Annotated in this window: 18 protein-coding genes; 12 read left to right on the top strand and 6 right to left on the bottom strand. The window is 66.8% G+C overall.

Translation table 11 applies throughout. The features are described from left to right. Positions 1-2 precede the first annotated feature (2 nt). From ASC78_RS07675 to mgtA, 6 genes are all read left to right on the top strand, one after another. Positions 3-1619: an indolepyruvate oxidoreductase subunit beta family protein gene (locus tag ASC78_RS07675; protein ID WP_055798813.1), complete on the top strand. Its 1617-nt coding sequence runs from the start codon at positions 3-5 to the stop codon at positions 1617-1619. 37 nt (positions 1620-1656) lie between these two features. Beyond that, positions 1657-2646, top strand: a complete 990-nt coding sequence (locus ASC78_RS07670; protein ID WP_055798729.1) for a Bug family tripartite tricarboxylate transporter substrate binding protein — start codon at positions 1657-1659, stop codon at positions 2644-2646. Between the two features lie 40 nt (positions 2647-2686). Next, positions 2687-3106 (top strand): acyl-CoA thioesterase, encoded by a 420-nt coding sequence (locus ASC78_RS07665; RefSeq protein ID WP_055798811.1) that lies wholly within the window; start codon positions 2687-2689, stop codon positions 3104-3106. 22 nt (positions 3107-3128) lie between these two features. Beyond that, the gene (locus tag ASC78_RS07660; RefSeq protein ID WP_055798726.1) at positions 3129-3332 is read left to right on the top strand and encodes a hypothetical protein; all 204 of its coding nucleotides are present in this window, start codon (positions 3129-3131) and stop codon (positions 3330-3332) included. A 360-nt stretch (positions 3333-3692) separates the two neighbouring features. After that, the gene (locus tag ASC78_RS07655; protein ID WP_055798723.1) at positions 3693-3905 is read left to right on the top strand and encodes a hypothetical protein; all 213 of its coding nucleotides are present in this window, start codon (positions 3693-3695) and stop codon (positions 3903-3905) included. 203 nt (positions 3906-4108) lie between these two features. After that, on the top strand, positions 4109-6832 hold the full coding sequence (gene mgtA, locus ASC78_RS07650) for a magnesium-translocating P-type ATPase (RefSeq protein WP_055798720.1): 2724 nt from the start codon (positions 4109-4111) through the stop codon (positions 6830-6832). 393 nt (positions 6833-7225) lie between these two features. On the opposite strand, the gene ASC78_RS07645 is transcribed toward mgtA, so the two are convergent. The 4 genes from ASC78_RS07645 to xdhC all read right to left on the bottom strand — a co-directional run bounded on the left by ASC78_RS07645 (position 7226) and on the right by xdhC (position 12610). Next, positions 7226-8668: an NAD-dependent succinate-semialdehyde dehydrogenase gene (locus ASC78_RS07645; RefSeq protein ID WP_055798717.1), complete on the bottom strand. Its 1443-nt coding sequence runs from the start codon at positions 8666-8668 to the stop codon at positions 7226-7228. Positions 8669-8841: 173 nt separating this feature from the next. Further along, positions 8842-10182, bottom strand: a complete 1341-nt coding sequence (locus tag ASC78_RS07640; protein ID WP_055798807.1) for a glycerate kinase type-2 family protein — start codon at positions 10180-10182, stop codon at positions 8842-8844. A 75-nt stretch (positions 10183-10257) separates the two neighbouring features. After that, positions 10258-11463, bottom strand: coding sequence for a urate hydroxylase PuuD (locus ASC78_RS07635; protein ID WP_055798715.1), 1206 nt, complete (start codon positions 11461-11463; stop codon positions 10258-10260). A gap of 340 nt (positions 11464-11803) precedes the next feature. Next, positions 11804-12610, bottom strand: coding sequence for a xanthine dehydrogenase accessory protein XdhC (gene xdhC, locus ASC78_RS07630; protein WP_055798712.1), 807 nt, complete (start codon positions 12608-12610; stop codon positions 11804-11806). Positions 12611-12662: 52 nt separating this feature from the next. On the opposite strand from xdhC, the gene ASC78_RS07625 reads away from it, so the two are divergent. Next, positions 12663-13169 carry a hypothetical protein gene (locus ASC78_RS07625; protein WP_055798805.1) on the top strand — a complete coding sequence of 169 codons (507 nt, stop codon included), beginning with the start codon at positions 12663-12665 and terminating at the stop codon, positions 13167-13169. 10 nt (positions 13170-13179) lie between these two features. On the opposite strand, the gene uraH is transcribed toward ASC78_RS07625, so the two are convergent. Continuing rightward, positions 13180-13530, bottom strand: a complete 351-nt coding sequence (gene uraH / locus ASC78_RS07620; protein ID WP_055798710.1) for a hydroxyisourate hydrolase — start codon at positions 13528-13530, stop codon at positions 13180-13182. An 82-nt stretch (positions 13531-13612) separates the two neighbouring features. Here uraH and ASC78_RS07615 point away from each other — a divergent pair, with 82 nt between their 5' ends. The 5 genes from ASC78_RS07615 (at position 13613) to ASC78_RS07595 (ending at position 19338) form a co-directional block, all read left to right on the top strand. Next, a complete protein-coding gene (locus ASC78_RS07615) occupies positions 13613-14287 on the top strand; it encodes a GntR family transcriptional regulator (protein WP_055798707.1) in 675 nt (224 codons plus the stop codon). 8 nt (positions 14288-14295) lie between these two features. After that, entirely contained in the window at positions 14296-15267 is a 972-nt protein-coding gene (gene puuE, locus ASC78_RS07610) for an allantoinase PuuE (protein WP_055798704.1), read from the top strand. Further along, positions 15264-17066 carry a 2-oxo-4-hydroxy-4-carboxy-5-ureidoimidazoline decarboxylase gene (gene uraD / locus ASC78_RS07605; RefSeq protein WP_055798702.1) on the top strand — a complete coding sequence of 601 codons (1803 nt, stop codon included), beginning with the start codon at positions 15264-15266 and terminating at the stop codon, positions 17064-17066. The genes puuE and uraD overlap by 4 nt, the downstream gene beginning before the upstream one ends. Positions 17067-17078: 12 nt before the next feature. Then, entirely contained in the window at positions 17079-18305 is a 1227-nt protein-coding gene (locus tag ASC78_RS07600; protein ID WP_055798700.1) for a M20 family metallopeptidase, read from the top strand. A 94-nt stretch (positions 18306-18399) separates the two neighbouring features. Continuing rightward, positions 18400-19338, top strand: a complete 939-nt coding sequence (locus ASC78_RS07595; RefSeq protein WP_082517471.1) for an alpha/beta fold hydrolase — start codon at positions 18400-18402, stop codon at positions 19336-19338. Here ASC78_RS07595 and ASC78_RS07590 read toward each other — a convergent pair. Beyond that, positions 19301-20617, bottom strand: coding sequence for an aminotransferase class V-fold PLP-dependent enzyme (locus ASC78_RS07590; RefSeq protein WP_055798697.1), 1317 nt, complete (start codon positions 20615-20617; stop codon positions 19301-19303). The two genes, ASC78_RS07595 and ASC78_RS07590, sit on opposite strands and share 38 nt — an antisense overlap. Position 20618: the final 1 nt, after the last annotated feature.

Here is a 20618-nt window from a genome sequence, read left to right as displayed (position 1 = left end):
ACATGGAACAGAACCGACCCATCACCCTCCTCGTCTGCGCCCTGGGCGGCGAAGGCGGCGGCGTGCTCACCGAATGGCTGGTCGACATCGCCCGCCATGCCGGCTACGCCGCGCAGAGCACCTCGATCCCCGGCGTGGCGCAGCGCACGGGCGCCACCACCTACTACATCGAGGTGTTCCCCGTGCCGCTCGCGCAGCTCGGCGGCAGGCGCCCAGTGTTCAGCCTGAGCCCGGTGCCGGGCGCGCTCGACGCCATCGTGTCGTCGGAGCTGCTCGAGACCGCGCGGCAGATCGGCAACGGCATGAGCGCGCCGCTGCGCACGCTGGTCATCAGCTCGTCGGCGCGCATCTTCACCACGGCCGAGCGTATGCAGCCCGGCGACGGCCGCGCCGATGCGCAGCAACTGCTCGACGTGGTCAAAGCCTTCAGCCGCGAACACCATGTATTCGACATGAATGCCGTGGCGCGTGAGGCCGGCACGGTGGTCAGCGCGGTGATGCTCGGTGCCATCGCGGGCAGCGGCTTGTTCCCGTTCCCGCGCGCGGCCTACGAGCATGTGGTGCGCGGCGGCGACAACAGCGCGCCCGCGAAGCTGAACAAGATGGCCGCGGCGAGCCTGCGCGGCTTTGCCGCCGCCTTCGCCGCCGTGAGCGCGCCGCGCGCACAAGCCGCCTTCGTGAGCAGCGTGATGGCCGGCGACACGCATGACGCGCCTCCGCCGGCGCGTGCTCTCTCCAGCGAACTGGCACAGCGCTTCCCGCCCGCCGTGCACGACATGCTCGCGCTGGGCCATGCACGCGTGCTCGACTACCAGGACGCCGTCTACGCCGAACTCTATGCCGCGCGGCTGGCCAAGGTGCTCGAAGCCGAGCGCGCCGGCGACCCGGCTGGCGCCCAAGGCTTTGCCGTCACCCGCGAAACCGCGCGCTGGCTCGCGCTGTGGATGGCCTTCGACGACATCGTGCGCGTGGCGGCGCTCAAGGGCCGGGCCAGCCGTGCGCAGCGCGTGCGGCACGAAGTGCGCGCGGCCGACGAAGACATCGTGAAGGTCTACGACCACTTCAAGCCCGGCACCGCCGAGTTCGCCGCGCTGCTGCCGCCAGGCTTGGCGCGCCGCGTGCAGGCCTGGGACCAGCGGCGCCAGACGCGCGGCCGCGAGCCCTGGGCGCTGCCGCTCAAGGTGGGCAGCCACTCGGTGTTCGGCATGGCTTCGCTGCGGCTCCTGTCTTCGCTCAAGTGGCTGCGCCGCCGTGGTCAGCGCTTTGCCGAGGAGCAGGTGCTGATCGAACGCTGGCTCGCCGCCGTGGAGGCCGGCACGCGCGAAGCCTGGGCGCTGGGCCGCGAGCTGGCGCTGTGCGGCCGGCTCATCAAGGGCTACGGCAGCACCAACGAGCGTGGCAAGCACAACCTGCTGCACGTGGTCGATGAACTCGCGGGCCGCACGGCCCTGCCGGCGCCCATGCGCACCGACGCGATCGCCGCGGCGCGCGAAGCAGCCCTGGCGGACGAAGGCGGCAAGGCGCTCGACGCCGCGCTGGTGCGCCACGGCGCCGCGCCGCGGCCGGTGCAGGCGCAGCCGATACGCTGGATGAAACGGCCGCCCTCCACCACTGTCTGACTGCCGATTTTCATAACAACCAAGGAGACACGACACCATGCCCCGCTACACCCTTGCCTGGCGCCGAAGCCTGCTGGTCGCCGCCGCCTGCGCGCTGCTGCCATCCGTGCACGCACAGACGCAGGCCACCCCCTGGCCCACCAAGCCGATCAAGGTGGTCGTCAACTTTCCGCCGGGCGGCGCCGCCGACCAGATCGCACGCGCGGTCTCGCAACCGCTGCAGGAATTTCTCAAGCAGCCGGTGGTGGTCGAGAACCGCGCGGGCGCCAACGGCAACGTTGGTGGGGAGGCCGTGGCGCGCGCGCCGGCCGATGGCTACACGCTGCTCATGAGTTCGGGCGGCATGGTGTCTGTGAACCCGCACCTGTATGCGCGCATGAGCTTCGACCCCACCAAGGACCTGATGCCGGTGGCGGCGGCCGCGCGCGTGCTGGTGTTCCTGGTGACCCGGCCTTCGCTGCCGCCCACCAATGTGCGCGAATTCATCACCTACCTGAAGGCGAATCCGGGCAAGCTCTCCTACGGCTCGCCGGGCAACGGCAGCTCGCCGCATCTGGCGGGCGAAATGTTCAAGAGCCAGGCCAGTGTCTTCGCGCTGCACGTGCCCTACCGTGGCGCCGCGCCTGCGCTGCAAGACCTTCTGGCGGGCCAGATCGACTACGCCTTCGATCCCGGCATCGGCCTGCAGCAGGTGCGCGCCGGCAAGCTCCGGTTGCTGGCGGTGGGCAGTCCGCACCGCTCGCCGCAGTTCCCGGACGTGCCCACGCTCGACGAAGCGGGTTTGCGCGGCTTCGATGCCGACACGGTGTTTGGTTTCTACGCACCCGCGGGCACGCCGCCCGAGGTGGTGGCGCAGCTCAATGCCCAGATCAACCGCGCGCTCGCGCTGCCGGCCGTGAAGGAACGCATCGCCGCGCTCGGCGGTGAAGCGGTGCCGGGCTCGCCGGCCGAGTTCCACCAGCGCGCGGCGGCCGATTCGCAGCGCTTCGGTGCAGTGATCCGCGACCGCAAGATCAGTGCGGATTGAGCGCGCACTTCGCCTGCTGATTGCCGACGAAAATGAGCCCATGAGCAGCAGCAAAGAAGTCATCTACACCGCACGCGTCGAGTTCGGCGACTGCGACCCCGCCGGCATCGTCTGGTTTCCCAATTTCTTCCGCTGGATCGATGCGGCCTCGCGCCACTTCTTCGCGGAATGCGGCGTGCCGCGTTGGGAGGAAACGGCCCGGACGCTGGGCGTCATTGGCACGCCGCTGGTCGACACGCACACGCGCTTCGTCAAGGCCGCGAGCTACGGCGACGCGCTGCAGATTGCGGTGCGCATCACCGAGTGGCGCGACAAGAGCTTCGTGCAGACCTACAGCGTGGCGCGCGACGACGACCTGATCCTCGAATGCGAAGAGGTGCGCATCTTTGCCGCGAAGCGTGAAGGCGGCGGCATCCGCGCAGTGCCCATCCCGCCATCCATTCGTGTGCTTTGCGAATAAGGCTCGGTCTTAGAATGCCCCGATGAACTGGCGCACCCTTCTTCCGCTTGCCTTGCTTGCCACCGGCTGCTCGTCACCCCCCAACGAGGTGGTGCCGTTCCGCGACGGGGCCTTGCGTGCTCCCAGCTACACCCAGGCCGCCGACTATTGCCGCGCCAAGGGCGCAACGCCGCGCTGGCTCGGCAGGGCACCCGCGGAATCCGGCGTGCTGTTCCAGTGCAACTGAGCTTCGCGGCCTGTACCGCGAGCGTCTTGGTCACCGCGCCATAGCCCTGGGCAATGCCGAGACAAAGGGTTGACGGCCCTCATGACGCAGTGCAACAATCCCGTATCTTTACTTCGGAGCCCCGTGCGTGGACAGTGCCAGTTGGATCAGTGACAAGACGCGTGCCTCGGCAGGCGTGACACATCCGGCCCTCTAGCGCAGGCTCTTTGCGCTGCGGCCGCCGTGCACGCAGCGTGACCCGTTCGCCATTCAGGCAAAGCGGTTCTCCCCTCCCGAATCCCGTCGTTCTCCGTCACTGACTTATTCCGTCAGCTTGCGTGTGTCCGTGCACGAGGCCCTTCATCGCGAAGGAGCCTTGCCATGCGTCAATTCGAATCTCGTCAACAGCAGCAGCAACAGCAGCCGGTGCAGGACTCCGCTCGCCCGAAGGCGCATGTGCCCGCGCGTGCGGCGCCCACAAAGCAGGATGTCGAGAACGAAATGCTGGACCGCGCGGCCGCGCTCTGGACCACGCGGCGCATCCGCAGCTTCTTCCTGCTGCTCGAACAACCGTCGCGCACGACACAACGCTGACGCGTCACCCCGCCCCGCTCGGCAAGCAAGAACAAGGAGGCTCCATGGATCCCGCTTCTCATTGGCGCCCCTGCGCGCCGCCCATGTTCCGACCGATCAATAACAACGAAATGCAGCGCACCGCGCCGCAAGGGGATTCCCACGCCTGATTGACGGACGCGGGAGGTTCTTCCCTTCGCGGCCCGCGCCGCGAAGGAAAAAAAGTGAAGAACGTCCTGAAGTCCTTTTTCGATAGCTTTCTGCGCAGCCGCCGCATGCTGCATCATTTCGAGCGCTGGCAGACGCTGCTGGGCTCGAAGCCAGTGGGCGTGGCGTCCGCCGCCATGCCGGCCGACATCGCCAAGGCACTCGCCGCCGCGTCGCACACCGATGCCGGCGAACTGCTCTCAAGGCTCGACAGTTCGCCGCAGGGCCTTGGCGAAACCCACGCACAAGCGCTGCGCAAGCGCCTCGGCAGCAACGAGGTGCGCCACGAGCAGCCGCTGCCGTGGTGGACGCATCTGTGGCAGTGCTACCGCAATCCCTTCAACCTGTTGCTGACCGTGCTGGCGCTGACCTCGTACGTGACCGAAGACATGAAGGCCACGCTCGTGATCGGCAGCATGGTGGTGCTGTCGACCGTGCTGCGCTTTCTTCAGGAGTCGCGCTCCAACAAGGCGGCCGAGCGGCTCAAGGCGATGGTGAGCAACACCGCCACCGTGATGCGGCCCGCGCCCGATGCAGCGGGGGCGCTGCGGGTCGAAGTGCCGATGCGCGACCTGGTGCCGGGCGACGTGATCGCGCTCTCGGCCGGCGACATGATCCCGGCCGACTGCCGCCTGTTGGGTGCCAAGGACCTGTTCATCAGCCAGTCCGCCCTGACCGGCGAAGCCATGCCCGTAGAGAAGTTCTCCATCGACCGTGGCGGCCCCGGAGCCGGCGTGCTCGAGCGCGAGAACCTGCTCTTCATGGGCACCAACGTGATCAGCGGCACCGCCACCGCGCTCATCGTGCACACGGGCGACCGCACCTTCTTCGGCGCCCTCGCACAGCGCGTGACGGCTGCCGACAGCGGCACCAGCGCGTTCCAGGCCGGCATCAACCGCGTGAGCTGGGTGCTGATCCGCTTCATGCTGGTGATGGCGCCGCTGGTGCTGGTGATCAACGGCGTGGCCAAGGGCGACTGGTGGGAGGCGGCGCTGTTCGCGCTGTCGATCGCGGTCGGACTCACGCCAGAGATGCTGCCGATGATCGTGACCGCGACGCTCGCCAAGGGTGCGGTGGTGATGTCGCGCCAGAAGGTGATCGTGAAGCGGCTCGAAGCCATCCACAACTTCGGCGCGATGGACGTGCTGTGCACCGACAAGACCGGCACGCTGACGCAGGATCGCATCGTGCTGGAGCGCCACACCAACGCGTGGGGTGAAGTGTCGGACCACGTGCTGCAGCTCGCCTACCTGAACAGCTTTCATCAGACGGGCCTGAAGAATCTTCTGGACAAGGCCGTGCTGAGCCACGCCGAGATGCAACCCGAAACGCAGCTGCAGACGGCCTGGCGCAAGATCGATGAGGTGCCTTTCGACTTTTCTCGCCGCCGCATGTCGGTGGTGGTGGAGAACGGCGGCAGCGAGCACCTGCTGATCTGCAAGGGTGCGCTGGAAGAGATCCTGTCGGTATGCACTTTCGTCGAGCGAGGCACCGAGGTGCTGGCGCTGGATGCCGAGCTGCTCGCGCGCATCCATCGCGTGGCGTCGGAGCTCAATGCGCAGGGGCTGCGCGTGGTGGCGGTGGCCAGCCAGGCGCTGAAGGCCGAAGCGCGCAAGCCTGCCTACGGCGTGGCCGACGAATCGGGGCTCACGTTGCTGGGGTACGTGGCGTTTCTCGATCCGCCGAAGGAATCCACCGCCCCCGCGCTGCGCGCGCTGGCCGACCATGGCGTGGCGGTGAAGGTGCTGACGGGCGACAACGAACTGGTCACGCGCAAGGTCTGCGGCGACGTGGGCATCGACGCCGGCCACATCGTGCTCGGCCGCGAGATCGAGGACCTGCGCGACGATGAACTGCGCGCGCTGGTCGAGCGGCACCAGGTGTTCGCCAAGCTCACGCCCGCGCACAAGGAGCGCATCGTGCACGCGCTGCATGCCAACGGGCACGTGGTCGGCTTCATGGGCGACGGCATCAACGACGCGCCCGCGCTGCGCGCCGCCGACATCGGCATCTCGGTGGATGGCGCGGTGGACGTGGCCAAGGAGTCCGCCGACATCATCCTGCTGGAGAAGAGCCTGATGGTTCTGGAGCAAGGCGTGGTCGAGGGCCGCCGCACGTTCGCCAACATGTTGAAGTACATCAAGCTCACGGCAAGCTCGAACTTCGGCAACGTGTTCTCGGTGCTGGTGGCGAGCGCGTTCCTGCCATTCTTGCCGATGCTGCCGCTGCACCTGCTGGTGCAAAACCTGCTGTACGACGTGTCGCAGATCGCGATTCCGTTCGACAATGTCGACCCGGAGTTCCTGCGCAAGCCGCAGAGTTGGAACCCCGCCGACCTGGGCCGCTTCATGGTGTTCTTCGGGCCGCTGAGCTCGGTGTTCGACATCTTGACCTACGCGGTGATGTGGTTCGCGTTCTCGGCCAACACGGTGGCGAACCAGACCTTGTTCCAGTCGGGCTGGTTCATCGAAGGCCTGCTGTCGCAAACGCTGATCGTGCACCTGATCCGCACGCGAAAAATCCCGTTCCTGCAAAGCCGCGCCGCCTGGCCGCTCTTGGCCATGGGCGCGGCCATTGTCGTGGCCGGTATCTGGCTGCCAATGGGGCGGCTCGCGCACTACTTCAGGCTGCAGGCGCTCCCGCTCGCCTACTTTCCGTGGCTGGCGGCCATGCTGGCGGGGTATGCCGCTCTGACGCAAACGGTCAAGGGCTGGTATGCGCGGCGGTATGGGTGGCAATGACTAGCGGGTGCTCTTGTTCTGGGGCGCTTTTGTTCGGGGGGCTTTTGTTCAGGGCGCGTGCACAGGCCACCGGGTACTCCCCTCCGCGAATGTCCCCCGGGCTTCGCCCTCCTCCTTTATTTCGCTGCGGGGAGCACCTGGCGCCCTGTGCACCTGGGCACGCTCTGGGTGTACCGCTGATCAACCACCGCTCTGACTAACGCTCGCGCTGGCGGGGTGCCTTGCGCAGCGAAATAAAGGAGGAGGCCGCAGGCCGGGGGACATTCGCGGAGAAAGGCACCCCGTCGGCGCGAGCGCCGCCCTGAACAACGCCACGCACTGCATAAAAAAAGCGGCACCGCCGCGAAGCGATGCCGCTTTTCCAATAGAACCCAAGCAGGCCGAACGAGCCGCTTACACGCTCATGATCGAAACAGCCTTGGTGTTCAGGTAAGCCTCGAGCGCCTCGGGGCCACCTTCCGAGCCATAGCCCGAATCCTTCACGCCGCCGAACGGCATTTCGGGCGAGGGCGCGGCGGGCTGGTTGATCCACAGCATGCCGAGTTCGAGCTTTTGGCTCAACAGGTGCGCGTTCTTGATCGACTTGGTGAAAGCGTAGCCGGCCAGGCCGAACGGCAGGCGGTTGGCTTCGGCGATGGCTTCTTCGAGCGTGTCGAAGCCGCGGATCGCAGCGATGGGGCCGAAGGGCTCGTTGTTGAACACGTCGGCATCGAGCGGCACGTCGGTCAGCACCGTGGGCGCGAAGAAGTTGCCCGTGTCGCCGATGCGTTCGCCGCCGGCGGCCACGGTGGCGCCCTTCTTGCGCGCATCGTCCAGCACGTGGGCCATGGCCGTGAGGCGGCGCGCATTGGCGAGCGGGCCGAGCGTCGTGCCTTCGGTCATGCCGTCGCCGAGCTTCAGGCCTTCGGTGTACTTGACCAGCGTGCCGGCGAATTCTTCGCGCAAGCTGTTGTGCACCAGGAAGCGGGTGGGCGAGATGCAGACCTGGCCTGCGTTGCGGAACTTGGCGGCGCCCGCGGCCTTGACGGCCAGTGCCACGTCGGCGTCTTCGGCCACGATGACCGGTGCGTGGCCGCCCAGTTCCATGGTGACGCGCTTCATGTGCGAGCCGGCCAACGCGGCCAGCTGCTTGCCGACCGGCGTGGAACCCGTGAAGGTCACCTTGCGGATGATCGGATGCGAGATCAGGTAGTTCGAAATTTCGGCCGGGTTGCCGAACACCAGGCCCACGGTGCCGGGCGGAATGCCGGCATCGACAAAAGCCTGCAGCAGCGCGGCGGGCGATGCCGGGGTTTCCTCGGGCGCCTTCACCAGGAACGAGCAGCCGGTGGCCAGCGCCGCGCCGAGCTTGCGCACGATCTGGTTGATGGGGAAGTTCCACGGCGTGAACGCGGCGACGGGGCCCAGCGGCTCCTTGATCACCAGCTGCTGCGCGGCCAGGTTGCGCGAGGGCACGATGCGGCCGTAGACGCGGCGGCCTTCGTCGGCAAACCATTCGATGATGTCGGCCGCGGCCAGCGTTTCGCCCTTGGCTTCGGCCAGCGGCTTGCCTTGTTCCTGCGTGAGCAGCTTGGCGATTTCGGGGGCGCGTTCGCGGATCAGGCCGGCGGCGCGGCGCATGATGGCGGCGCGCTCGTTGGCGGGCGTGTTGCGCCACTTTTCAAAGCCGCGCTGGGCGGCGGCCAGGGCACGGTCAAGGTCGGCGATGCTGGCATGCGCCACCTTGCCGATGGCCTTGCCGGTGGCCGGGTTCACGACGTCCAGCGTCTTGCCGCCGGTGGCGTCGACCCATTCGTTGTCGATCAGCAGGCGGGTGTCGGTGTAAGTGGCGGTCATGGCGAACTTTTCCTTCGAGGACTGGATGATGGTGAAAAGGGGGAAATCTGGATGCGCGGCGCGGCACCCCGGAGGGTGCGCCTTGCGACAGCGGCGGCAATTTGCCGCCGGGTGCATAGATTAACCCGAGTTCACGAAGGCCGCCGAAGCGGGGATTCCGGCCCCTCCCGCCGCTACAGGATCAGGAGCGCGCGGAAGTCGTTGACGTTGGTGTTCGTGGGGCCGGTCACGAACAGGTCGCCGATGGCGTCGAAATAGCCGTACGCGTCGTTGCGGTCCAGGTGGTCCGACAGCTTTTTGCCCGCGGCGGCGGCGCGCGCCAGCGTGTCGGGCGCAACGAAGGCGCCGGCATTGTCTTCCACGCCGTCGATGCCGTCGGTGTCGGCGGCCAGCGCCCACACCTGCGGCTGGCCCATGAGCGCGCCGGCCAGCCCCATGCACAGCTCGCCGGCCCGGCCGCCGCGGCCCTTGGCCTGGCCCGGCTGGCGCGGCCGGATGGTGACGGTGGTTTCGCCGCCGGAAAGAATGACGCAGGGCCGCGCGAACGGTTGGCCGCGGTGCGCCACGGCGCGCGCCAACGCGGCATGCACCTTGCCGACCTCGCGAGATTCGCCTTCGATCTCGTCGCTGAGGATGTGCGCCTCGATGCCGGCGTCGCGCGCCGCCCTGGCCGCGGCTTCGAGCGACTGCTGCGGTGTGGCGATCATGTGGACTTCATGGCCCGCGAACACGGCGTCGCCCGGCTTCGGGGTTTCGAGCGCGCCGCTTTCGAGCTGGGCTCGCACCGGCGCCGGCACCTCGATGCCGTAGCGGTCGAGGATGGCCAGCGCATCGGCGCAGGTCGTGGCGTCGGGCACCGTGGGCCCGCTTGCGATGACGGCCGCGTCGTCGCCCGGCACGTCGCTGATGGTGAGCGTCACCACGCGGGCCGGCGCGCACGCCGCCGCCAGTCGGCCCCCCTTGATGCGCGACAAATGCTTGCGCACGCAGTTCATCTCGCCGATGCCGGCGCCGCTGTCGAGCAGTTGCTTGTTGATGCGCTGCTTGTCGGCCAGGGTGAGGCCTTCGGCGGGCAGCACCAGCAGCGACGAACCGCCGCCCGAGATCAGGCACAGCACGAGGTCGTCGGCCGTGAGCCCCTGCGTGAGGGCGAGGATGCGCTCGGCCGCCTGCTGCCCGGCCGCATCGGGCACCGGATGCGCGGCCTCGACGAGTTCGATGCGCTGGGGCACGCCTTCGGGGCGCGGCGGAATGTGGTCGTAGCGCGTGACGACCAGGCCCGACAGCGGCGCATCGGCCGGCCAGAGGGCTTCGAGCGCCTGCACCATCGAGCCCCCTGCCTTGCCGGCGCCGAGCACCACCGTGCGGCCCTTGGGGGGCGGCGGCAAATGCGCGCCCAGCGTGGACAGCGGCAGGGCGCGGTCCACCGCCACGCGGTAGAGATGTTCGAGGAAGGCGCGCGGTGCTTCGCGCGGGTCGGGGGTTGGGCCGAAAGAAGGGCTCGTTGCGGTCATGGCTTGCTTTGTCTCCATCCGGCAATTGTGCGGCGAACGGCGGCCCGCTCTCTTGACCGCGGTCTATCTCTCTGCCTAGTTGGTCTTGGCGCCGGCCTGGAACCACCGGCCGATCAATGCGCGCTCTTCATCCGTCATGCCGGTCGCGTTGTTCATCGGCATGATCTTGGTCACCACCACCTGCTGGTAGATCGCCTGGGCATGCGCCGCCACCTGGTCGGGCGTGTCGACCCGCACGTTCTTCATCTGCACGGCCGCGCCGTGGCACATGAAGCAGCGCTGCTCGAGCACCTTCTGCACGTCCTTGAACGCCACGGCAGGCGCTGCTGCGGCGGCCGCGGGCGCAGCCACCGGCTCGGGCTTCATCCACACGATGGTGAGCCCCAGCACCACGATGCCGATCAGCGCGTAGGGCAGCGGGTTGCCCGCGTTGCCGAGCTTGAACCGATGCCGCACCACGAAGAACTGGCGAATGGCCGCGCCGCCCAACATGATGAGCAGCAACACGATCCAGTTGTACTTGTGCGTGTAGGTAAAGCTGTAGTGGTTGCTCAGCATCGCGAACAGCACGGGCAGCGTGAAGTAGGTGTTGTGCACGCTGCGCTGCTTGCCGCGCTGGCCGTGCACCGGGTCGACCGGCCGGCCTTCGCGCAGCGCCTGCACGTTCTTGCGCTGGCCCGGAATGATCCAGAAGAACACGTTGCCGCTCATGGTCGTGGCCATCATCGCGCCCACCAGCAAGAAGGCTGCGCGGCCCGCGAACCACTGGCAGGCGAGCCAGGTCGCGAACACGATGAAGATGGCAATCAGCACGCCGACGATGGTGTCGCCGTTCTTGCGGCGGCCGAAGATCTGGCAGATGCCGTCATACACCATCCAGAACACGACGAAGAAGGCCAGCGCCACACCGATGGCGGCGCCGGGCTGCCAGTCCATCTTCGACTTGTCGATCAGGTAGGTGCTCGCGTTCCACAGATACGACATGGTGAAGAGCGCAAAGCCCGTGAGCCACGTGCTGTAGCTCTCCCAGTACGACCAGTGCAGGTGGTCCGGCAGTTTCTTGGGCGCGAGCGCGTACTTCTGCATGTTGTAGAAGCCGCCGCCGTGCACGGCCCACTGCTCGCCGCCCACGCCCTTGTCGATCGACTCAGGGTCCTGCGGCTTCTCGAGGCTGTTGTCCAGCATCACGAAGTAGAAGGAGGCACCGATCCAGGCGATGGCGGTGATGACGTGGACCCAGCGCAGCAGCAGGTTGGCCCAGTCGAGGTAGTAGCTTTCCATGTGGTGCTCTCTCTCATCAGATATGAATGAACCTACTGCGCGTCCTGATCTCGCATCTGCGGTCCTCACCGTACGGGAGTACGGTTCCGGTCCTCGACGCGACCTCGGGTCGCTCGCTACGGTTCCTTCACATCTGCATAGCTCTCGCGGCGCGTGGGGCGCTAACGAGGGGTTTCAGCCTGCTCACCACTGCGGGCGCTGTAAGCAGAGAAAGTGCCGCGAACGCAGGCTCCATGGAATGGGCCTCGCTCCGCTGCGGCTTGTTGTGGACCGAAAGTGTATACAGTTTTGGCAAGAGGCGGATGCTTTTTTTGGGTCGTCGCCAGCGGGAAAACCCCGGTCAACCCAGCGATTGCAACAACTGTGCCGCCACCGCCACGGCAATCACCTCCGGCTCCTTGCCCGTGATGCCGGGCACGCCGATGGGGCAGGTGATGCGGGCCAGCTCGTCGGGCGCGAACCCGCGCGCCTCGAGCCGATGGCTGAAGGTGGCCCACTTGGTCTTGCTGCCGATCAGGCCGATGTACGGCAGGTCGTCGTGCGTGCGAAGGCGCTTCAGGCAGGCGATGACGATGTCGAGGTCTTCGGCGTGGCTGAAGCTCATGATCAGCACGCGGCTGCCCGGCGCGAGCGCGGCCACGGCGTCCTGCACGGGCTCGGAATGCTCGGTGTCGACCTGCGCCGGCAGCGCGTCCGGAAACACGCCGTCGCGGCTGTCGATCCAGCGCACGCTGAACGGCAGGCTGGCCAACAGTCGCGCGAGCGCGGCGCCCACGTGGCCGCCGCCGAAGAGCGCCACCGGCCTGAGCTGAGCGACCAGTTCGCGCTGCAAGGTCGGCGCATCGGCGGCGGTGATGCGGCGGTACGAGAGAAACACCACGCCGCCGCAGCATTGGCCCAGGCTCGGGCCGAGCGGATAGCGCCGGATGTCGTCGATGGTGCGCTGGCCAGCGAGCAGTTCGCGCGCTTCCTGCGTGGCCTGGAACTCGAGCTGGCCGCCACCGATGGTGCCCGTGAGCCCTTCGGCCCACACGGCCATCCACGTGCCCGCCTCGCGCGGCGCCGAACCCTGCGTCGATTCGACGCGCACCAGCACCGCGTCTTCGTATGCGAGACGGGCCAGCAGCTGATCGACAAAGCCGTTCATTTCAGATACCTTCGATTGCGGGTATGCACAAGACTCACGGTATAACTCGATGATGAAACGTCAGCTTACGCCGCACCGCCTTGCATTGGCGGTGACCGCACTTTCTTCCGCCCTGTGGCTCGCGGGCTGCGGCGGCCCCAAGTCCGTTCCCGGCCAACTGAGCGAAGTCAAGACCGAACCGGCCGGGCCGGCAGCCGCCATCGGCCCTGCGGCGCGCGCATCGAATGCGGCCACCGCGCGCGAGTACCGCCGCGATGCTGCGCGCCATATCTACGAGGCCAACAAGTCCCGCATCTACAGCGGCCAGCTGCCACCCATGCTCTATGCCGTGGGCACGCTGCAGGTGCACCTCGATGCCGGCGGCAAGGTGGTGTCGCTGCACTGGATGCGCGCGCCCAAGCATGCGCCTGAGGTCATCGCCGAGATCGAGCGCTCCGTGCTGCAGGCCTCGCCCTTCCCGGCCGCCACGCGCCTCGGCGCGGTCACCTGGACCGACACCTGGCTGTGGGACAAGAGCGGGCGTTTCCAGCTCGACACCCTCACCGAAGGCCAACAGTAGGCGCACTGGTTCAAGACCCGCGGTAGGTGGAGTAGCTCCACGGGCTCACGAGCAGCGGCACGTGGTAGTGCTGGTCGGTGTGTGCCACGCCGAAGTCCAGCGCCACCTTGTTCAGGAAGTTGGGCTCGGGCAGCTTCACGCCGCGCGCCTTGAAATAACCCGCCACGTCGAACACCAGCCGGTAGGTTCCGACCTTCAGCGTGTCGTTGTCGTAGAGCGGCCCGTCGCTGCGGCCGTCCGAATTCAGCGTGAAGCGTTTCACCAGCGTGGCGTCGTCGCCCACGGTGGTGTACAGCGCCACCTCCATGCCGGCCGCGGGGCCGCCGTGCATCGTGTCGAGTACGTGGGTGCTCAGGCCCATGGGACGCTCCTTCGTCAAAACAAAACAGTGCGGGAAATTCCGGTGGACAAAAGTGTATACAGTTCCCGGCTTTGGGTCTATCATGAAAAACATGGAGTCCTCCACCACCCGTTCGATCGTCGACGCGCTGACCAAGGCGATCGTCGAGCACCGGCTTCAGCCCGGCACCAAGCTGGCTGAGCAAAAGCTGGCCGACCACTTCGGTGTGTCGCGCACGCTGGTGCGCCAGGCGCTGTTCCAGCTGTCGCAGAACAAGCTCATCCGGCTCGAGCCCGCGCGCGGCGCGTTCGTGGCGGCGCCTGCGGTCGACGAGGCCCGGCAGGTGTTCAAGGTGCGGCGCATGCTCGAAGCCGAGATGACACGCGAGTTCGTGCGCACCGTCACGCCCGCGAAGATCAAGGCGCTCAAGGACCATGTGTCGCTCGAAAAATCGGCCGTGTCGGGCGAAGACATCTCGGGCCGCACCGAGCTGCTCGGCGACTTCCACGTGCGCATGGCCGAGCTCATGGGCAACCAGGTGCTGGCGCAAATTCTCGGCGAGCTGATCTCGCGCTGCGCGCTCATCACGCTCATGTACCAGAGCACCAGCGCGGCCGAGCACTCCAATGACGAGCATGCCGACATCGTGAAGGCGCTGGCCGCGCGCGACGAAGAGCGCGCCGTGCGCCTCATGACCGAACACCTGGAACACGTCGAGGCCAACCTGACCTTCGACCGCAAGGTTCCGACCAACGACATCTCCCTCGCGCTGTCCTGATCCACGCCATGACCGTCTACGACACCACCCTGCCCTACCCGCGCGACCTCGTCGGCTACGGCCGCAACCCGCCCCATGCCCAATGGCCCGGCGGCGCGCGCATTGCGGTGCAGTTCGTCCTCAACTACGAAGAGGGCGGCGAGAACGCCACGTTGCACGGCGACACGGGCTCTGAACAATTCCTCTCCGAGATGTTCAACCCGGCCAGCTTTCCGGACCGGCACATCAGCATGGAAGGCATCTACGAATACGGCTCGCGTGCCGGCGTGTGGCGCATCCTGCGCGAGTTCGAAAAACGCGGCCTGCCGCTCACGGTCTTCGGCGTGGGCATGGCACTGGAACGCTACCCCGAGCTCGCCGCCGCCTTCAAGGAACTGGGCCATGAGATCGCCTGCCACGGCTGGCGCTGGATCCATTACCAGAACCTGGACGAGGCCACCGAGCGCGAGCACATGCGCCTGGGCATGGAAGCCATCGAAAAGCTCACCGGCGAACGCGCGCTCGGCTGGTACACCGGCCGCGACAGCCCGCGCACCCGCCGCCTGGTGGCCGACTACGGCGGCTTCGAATACGACAGCGACTACTACGGCGACGACCTGCCCTTCTGGATGAAGGTGCAAAAGACCGACGGCACCGTGGTGCCCCAGCTCATCGTCCCCTACACGCTCGACTGCAACGACATGCGCTTTGCGCTGCCGCAGGGCTATTCGCACGCCGACCCGTTCTTTCAATACATGAAGGACACCTTCGATGCGCTCTATGCCGAAGGCGATCCGCAAGGCGACAACAGCCCCAAGATGATGAGCATCGGCATGCACTGCCGGCTGCTCGGGCGGCCCGGCCGCATCACGGCGCTGCAGCGCTTTCTCGACCACATCGGCCAGCACGAGAACGTGTGGGTCTGCCGGCGCCTGGACATCGCGCGCCACTGGAAGCAGGCGCACCCCTTCGACGCTGCCGCCACAGGGAACCAGACATGACCCTCACCATCGAACAACTCAACGCAGCCGCGCCCGAAGAAGCCATGGCGCTGCTCGACGGCACCTACGAGCATTCGCCATGGATCGCACAGCGCGCACTGGCAGCGCGGCCCTTCCGCTCGCTTGCGCACCTGAAGCATGCGCTGGTGAAGGTGGTGGGAGCGGCTTCGGCCGACGAGCAGCTGGGCCTCATCCGCGCCCACCCGGAGCTCGCGGGCAAGGCCATGGTCAGCAAGATGCTCACGGCCGAGTCGACCAACGAGCAAAGCAAGGCCGGCCTGACCGACTGCACGCCCGAGGAGTTCGCGAAGATCCAGCAGCTCAATGCCGGCTACAACGCGAAGTTCGGCTTTCCGTTCATCCTCGCGGTGCGCGGACCGCGCGGTACCGGCCTTTCGAAGCGCGAGATCATCGACACCTTCGAGCGCCGGCTGCATCACCATCCGGACTTCGAGCTTGGCGAGGCGCTGCGCAACATCCATCGCATTGCAGAGATCCGCCTCGACGACAAGTTCGGCGCCGATGTTTCGCTCGGCAACGACGTCTGGGACTGGCAGGAGGCACTCTCCGTGCACACCGATCCCGGCTATGCCGAAAAGGGCCAGCTCACCGTCACCTACCTGACCGACGCGCACCGCGGCTGTGCCGCGCAGATCTCCGGCCTGATGCGCGAATGCGGCTTCGACTCGGTGCACATCGATGCGGTGGGCAACGTGGTGGGGCGCTACGAAGCCGCAGGCTTCATCGAAGGTTCTGGCAGCACGCCGGATGCCAAGACCCTGCTCACCGGCTCGCACTACGACACCGTGCGCAACGGCGGCAAGTACGACGGCCGCCTGGGCATCTTCGTGCCGATGGCCTGTGTGCGAGAGCTCAAGCGGCAAGGCAAGCGCCTGCCCTTCGCCTTCGAGGTGGTGGGTTTTGCCGAAGAAGAAGGGCAGCGCTACAAGGCCACTTTTCTCGGATCGGGCGCGCTCATCGGCCACTTCGATCCGCGTTGGCTCGACCAGAAGGATGCCGACGGCATCACCATGCGCGAAGCCATGCAGCGCGCGGGCCTGAACGAGGCCGACATTCCGAAGATCCAACGCGATCCGGCACGCTACCTCGGCTTCGTCGAGGTGCACATCGAGCAGGGCCCGGTGCTCACCGAACTCGATCTTCCGCTCGGCGTCGTCACCTCCATCAACGGCAGCGTGCGCTACGTGGGCGAAGTCATCGGCATGGCCAGCCACGCCGGCACCACCCCCATGGACCGCCGCCGCGACGCGGCCGCCGCGGTGGCCGAGCTCATTCTCTACACCGAACAGCGCGCCGCCAAGGACGGCGATTCGGTCGGCACCGTGGGCATGCTCGAAGTACCCAGCGGCTCGATCAACGTGGTGCCGGGCCGCTGCAAGTTCAGCCTTGACCTGCGCGCGCCCAACAACGCGCAGCGCGATGCGCTGGACGCCGACGTGGTCGCCGAACTGAAAGCGATCTGCGAGCGCCGCGGCGTGCGCTACGAGCTCGAGGAGACCATGCGCGCCGCCGCCGCGCCGAGCGCACCCGACTGGCAGCAGCGCTGGGAAAAAGCCGTCGACGCGCTCGGCATTCCGCTCTTTCGCATGCCCAGCGGCGCCGGCCACGACGCGATGAAGCTGCACGAAGTGATGCCGCAGGCCATGCTCTTCGTGCGCGGGATCAACTCAGGCATCAGCCACAACCCGCTCGAATCGAGCACCAACGACGACATTCAATTGGCCGTGCAGGCCTTCCAGCACCTGCTGAACGGCCTCGCAGCCGAACAAGCTCACTGAAAAGAAAAAAACATGACCGACTACGCCAAGCTCGACGCCTGGATCGACGCCCACTTCGACGAGGAAGTGCAGTTTTTGCAGCAGCTGGTGCGCGTGCCCACCGACACGCCACCCGGCAACAACGCGCCGCATGCCGAGCGCACGGCCGAGCTGCTGAAGGACTTCGGCCTCGACGCCGAGAAGCACGCGGTGCCCGCGCAAGAGGTGAACGAGTACGGCCTCGAATCGATCACCAACCTGATCGTGCGCCGCCAATACGGCAGCGGAGGCCGCACCGTGGCGCTCAATGCCCACGGCGACGTGGTGCCCCCGGGCGAAGGCTGGACGCACGACCCCTATGGCGGCGAGATTGAAGGGGGGAGCCTCTACGGCCGCGCCGCCGCCGTGAGCAAGAGCGACTTCGCAAGCTTCACCTTCGCGCTGCGCGCGCTCGAGGCCGCGGCCAAGCCCACCAAAGGCAGCGTCGAGCTGCACTTCACCTACGACGAGGAATTTGGCGGCATCCTCGGCCCGGGCTGGCTGCTCAAGCAGGGCCTCACCAAGCCCGACCTGATGATCGCGGCCGGTTTCAGCTACGAGGTGGTCACGGCCCACAACGGCTGCCTGCAGATGGAAGTCACGGTGCACGGCAAGATGGCGCACGCGGCCATTCCCACCACGGGCGTCGATGCCTTGCAGGGGGCCGTGAAGATTCTCAATGCGCTCTATGCGCAGAACACGCTCTACCAGCAGGTGACGTCGAAGGTCGAGGGCATCACGCACCCGTACCTCAACGTGGGCCGCATCGAAGGCGGCACCAACACCAATGTGGTGCCCGGCAAGGTCGTGTTCAAGCTTGACCGCCGCATGATCCCCGAAGAGAACCCGTCCGAGGTCGAGGCGACGATCCGCAAGGTGATCGCCGATGCGGCTGCCGAAAGCGCCGGCATCACGGTGGAGATCAAACGCCTGCTGCTCGCCAATTCGATGAAGCCGCTGGCCGGCAACAAGCCGCTGGTCGATGCCATCCAGATGCATGGCCAGGCGGTGTTCGGCGAACCGATCAAGGCCATGGGCACACCGCTCTACACCGACGTGCGCCTGTACGGCGAGGCCGGCATTCCCGGCGTGATCTACGGCGCTGGCCCGCGCACCGTGCTCGAGTCGCATGCCAAGCGCAGCGACGAGCGCGTGGTGCTCGAGGACCTGCGCCGCGCCACCAAGGTGATCGCGCGCACGCTGAGCGACCTGCTGGCTTGAGCTGATGAGCGGATGTCCCCGTTGGGGGCGTCCGACTCGGCAAGTCAATCGGCACCTACAGCAGCGCGGCGACTTGGGCATGCAGCATGGCTGCATGACCGAACGCACATTTTTCACACCCTCCACGTCCCCACACGCCGCCTCCCCGCTGACCGCCGACTCCCGCGCGGTCAAGCACCGCTTCACCGATGTCGACGGAATGCGGATCTTCTACCGCGAAGCTGGCCCTGTTGACGCGCCGGTGCTGCTGCTGCCGCACGGATACCCATGCTCGTCGTTCCAGTACCGCCGGCTCATGCCGGCACTGGCGGACCGATGGCGCCTCATGGCGCCGGACTATCCCGGCTTTGGTCTGAGCGACACACCGCCCGCTGATACTTTCGGCTTCGACTTCGATGCCTATGCAGGCTTTCTGGAAGCCTTCTGCGACCAACTTGGACTTGATCGGTACGCGCTCTATCTGCACGACTACGGATCGCAGATCGGCTTGCGACTGGCGATCCGCCGCCCTGAGCGCGTGACCGCGGTGATCATCCAGAACGGCGACATCTACGAGGACACGCTCGGCCCCAAGTACCGGGTCATTCAGGAATACTGGCGCGATCCATCGGCCAAGCACCGCGCGGTGCTCGAAGAGGCGGTGAGCGAAGACGGCTTTCGCGCCGAGTTCGTCGGCGAGGTTTCCGCCACACAGGCCACCCAGATTCCGCCCGACCTGTGGAAGATGCACTGGCCCATGATGGACACACCGCCGCGCCGCGAGCTCTCGCTCAAGCTGATGGAGGGGCTGAAGCAGAACCTCGAATGGTTTCCGCGCTACCAGGCCTATTTGCGCGAGCACCAGCCGCCGGCGCTCATCGTCTGGGGACCGAACGACGGCTACATGCCCGAGGCCTCCGCGCGGGCTTACCTGCGCGACCTTCCGAAGGCCGAACTGGTGCTGACGGACGGCGGCCACTGGCTGCTCGAGACGCATCTCGAGCAGGTGGTTCCTGTCATCGGGCGGTTCCTGTCCGAAACCCATTCGCGCTGACGGCAATCTCTTGCGTCACGTGGAGAAATTTCTCCACGTCGGCGATCGAGTGGCAGTGCAGCGGTGACACGCGCACCGTGCCTTCGAGCCCGAACGAGTCGAGCATGCGCTTCGAGTAGATGCTGCTGGCCACGCGCTCGTACACCGTCACGCCGCGCTGGCCATACTCGACCACCGCCTGCGTGCAGTCGAGCTGCTCGAAGCCGATGCCGATGATCAGATCGCGCTTCGTCAGGTCCGGATGATCGAGGAAGACCTTCACGCCTTTGATATTGCGCAGGCCCGTGGCCTTGCCGCTCCCGTCCAGCAGCGCCGCGAGCAGGGCCCGTTCGTGCAGCTCGATGTGCGCAATGCCCGCCACGAACAGCGCGCGGCGCTCGGTGGCGTCCGAAAAATGTCCGCCGAGCCAGCACACGTAGTCCACGATCTCGGTGAACACGGCAAACTGCCAGGGCGCGGAGCTGCCCAGGTCCCAGAAGTCGGGCTTCTTGCCCGCGAGCTTGTGGTGCGGCAGCAGCGCCGCGCGGTCCGAAACCCAGGAGAGCCCCGAGCCACGGCAGCCAAAGAACTTGTAAGGCGCCATGTTGATGCCGTCCACGGGCGTCTTCTCAAGGTCGATCAGGCCGTGCGGCGCGTGCTGCACGGCATCGACCACGATGTAGAGATCGGGTTTGATCGCGCGCGCGCGCCGGACGATCTGTTCCATGTCGAGCTTGGCACCCGAGATGTTCGATGCATAGATCACGTTGAGCAGGCAGGTGTTTTCGTCCACCAGCCCCACGATCTCGTCGACATCGACGCCACCCGTCTCTTGGTTGCTTTTTGCGACCCGCAGCTCGCGGCCGGTCTTGCCTGCATAAAGGCTCATGGCGTCGAACGACGAGGGATGCTCGAGCACGGTGGTGACCATGTTCGTGCCCGGCACGTTTTCAGCCACCGCGCGCACCATGTCGAACATCGCGCCCGATGCGGTCAGCGATGCATAGACGCTGCCGCCCCGCGCGTTGAGGATGGTGCGCACGTCGGCCGCGGCCCTGGCCTGGATCTGCTGCAGCTCGACGGCAGTGGCGTGAATGCGCTCCGCGTTGTCGGGGATGGCATCGACCTGCATGAAGCGCTCGGCCGCCGCCTTCAGCCGGAACGAGCCGCCCGCGTTGTCGAAGTAGAGGCGTTCGCGACCGTGGTGATCGTGGTCGACATGGAGAAAGCGCTGTTTCACCTCGCGCATCAGCGCGTCGGAAAACGCCAGCCCGTTGGCGTGGTTTGTGTTTGCCGGCATC

Source organism: Variovorax sp. Root318D1, from assembly GCF_001424835.1.
Classification (GTDB): Bacteria; Pseudomonadota; Gammaproteobacteria; order Burkholderiales; family Burkholderiaceae_C; genus Variovorax.
The sequence above is the reverse complement of the archived record's forward strand: the minus strand, read 5'-3'. Positions and strand labels throughout refer to the sequence as shown.

What these genes read in the sequence shown, in the direction of transcription:
- ASC78_RS07675 (WP_055798813.1), top strand. Translation starts at nt 3, where the DNA reads ATGGAACAGAACCGACCCATCACCCTCCTCGTCTGCGCCCTGGGCGGC.
- ASC78_RS07670 (WP_055798729.1), top strand. Translation starts at nt 1,657, where the DNA reads ATGCCCCGCTACACCCTTGCCTGGCGCCGAAGCCTGCTGGTCGCCGCC.
- ASC78_RS07665 (WP_055798811.1), top strand. Translation starts at nt 2,687, where the DNA reads ATGAGCAGCAGCAAAGAAGTCATCTACACCGCACGCGTCGAGTTCGGC.
- ASC78_RS07660 (WP_055798726.1), top strand. Translation starts at nt 3,129, where the DNA reads ATGAACTGGCGCACCCTTCTTCCGCTTGCCTTGCTTGCCACCGGCTGC.
- ASC78_RS07655 (WP_055798723.1), top strand. Translation starts at nt 3,693, where the DNA reads ATGCGTCAATTCGAATCTCGTCAACAGCAGCAGCAACAGCAGCCGGTG.
- ASC78_RS07645 (WP_055798717.1), bottom strand. Translation starts at nt 8,668, where the DNA reads ATGACCGCCACTTACACCGACACCCGCCTGCTGATCGACAACGAATGG.
- ASC78_RS07640 (WP_055798807.1), bottom strand. Translation starts at nt 10,182, where the DNA reads ATGACCGCAACGAGCCCTTCTTTCGGCCCAACCCCCGACCCGCGCGAA.
- ASC78_RS07635 (WP_055798715.1), bottom strand. Translation starts at nt 11,463, where the DNA reads ATGGAAAGCTACTACCTCGACTGGGCCAACCTGCTGCTGCGCTGGGTC.
- xdhC (WP_055798712.1), bottom strand. Translation starts at nt 12,610, where the DNA reads ATGAACGGCTTTGTCGATCAGCTGCTGGCCCGTCTCGCATACGAAGAC.
- ASC78_RS07625 (WP_055798805.1), top strand. Translation starts at nt 12,663, where the DNA reads ATGAAACGTCAGCTTACGCCGCACCGCCTTGCATTGGCGGTGACCGCA.
- uraH (WP_055798710.1), bottom strand. Translation starts at nt 13,530, where the DNA reads ATGGGCCTGAGCACCCACGTACTCGACACGATGCACGGCGGCCCCGCG.
- ASC78_RS07615 (WP_055798707.1), top strand. Translation starts at nt 13,613, where the DNA reads ATGAAAAACATGGAGTCCTCCACCACCCGTTCGATCGTCGACGCGCTG.
- puuE (WP_055798704.1), top strand. Translation starts at nt 14,296, where the DNA reads ATGACCGTCTACGACACCACCCTGCCCTACCCGCGCGACCTCGTCGGC.
- uraD (WP_055798702.1), top strand. Translation starts at nt 15,264, where the DNA reads ATGACCCTCACCATCGAACAACTCAACGCAGCCGCGCCCGAAGAAGCC.
- ASC78_RS07600 (WP_055798700.1), top strand. Translation starts at nt 17,079, where the DNA reads ATGACCGACTACGCCAAGCTCGACGCCTGGATCGACGCCCACTTCGAC.
- ASC78_RS07595 (WP_082517471.1), top strand. Translation starts at nt 18,400, where the DNA reads ATGACCGAACGCACATTTTTCACACCCTCCACGTCCCCACACGCCGCC.
- ASC78_RS07590 (WP_055798697.1), bottom strand. Translation starts at nt 20,617, where the DNA reads ATGCCGGCAAACACAAACCACGCCAACGGGCTGGCGTTTTCCGACGCG.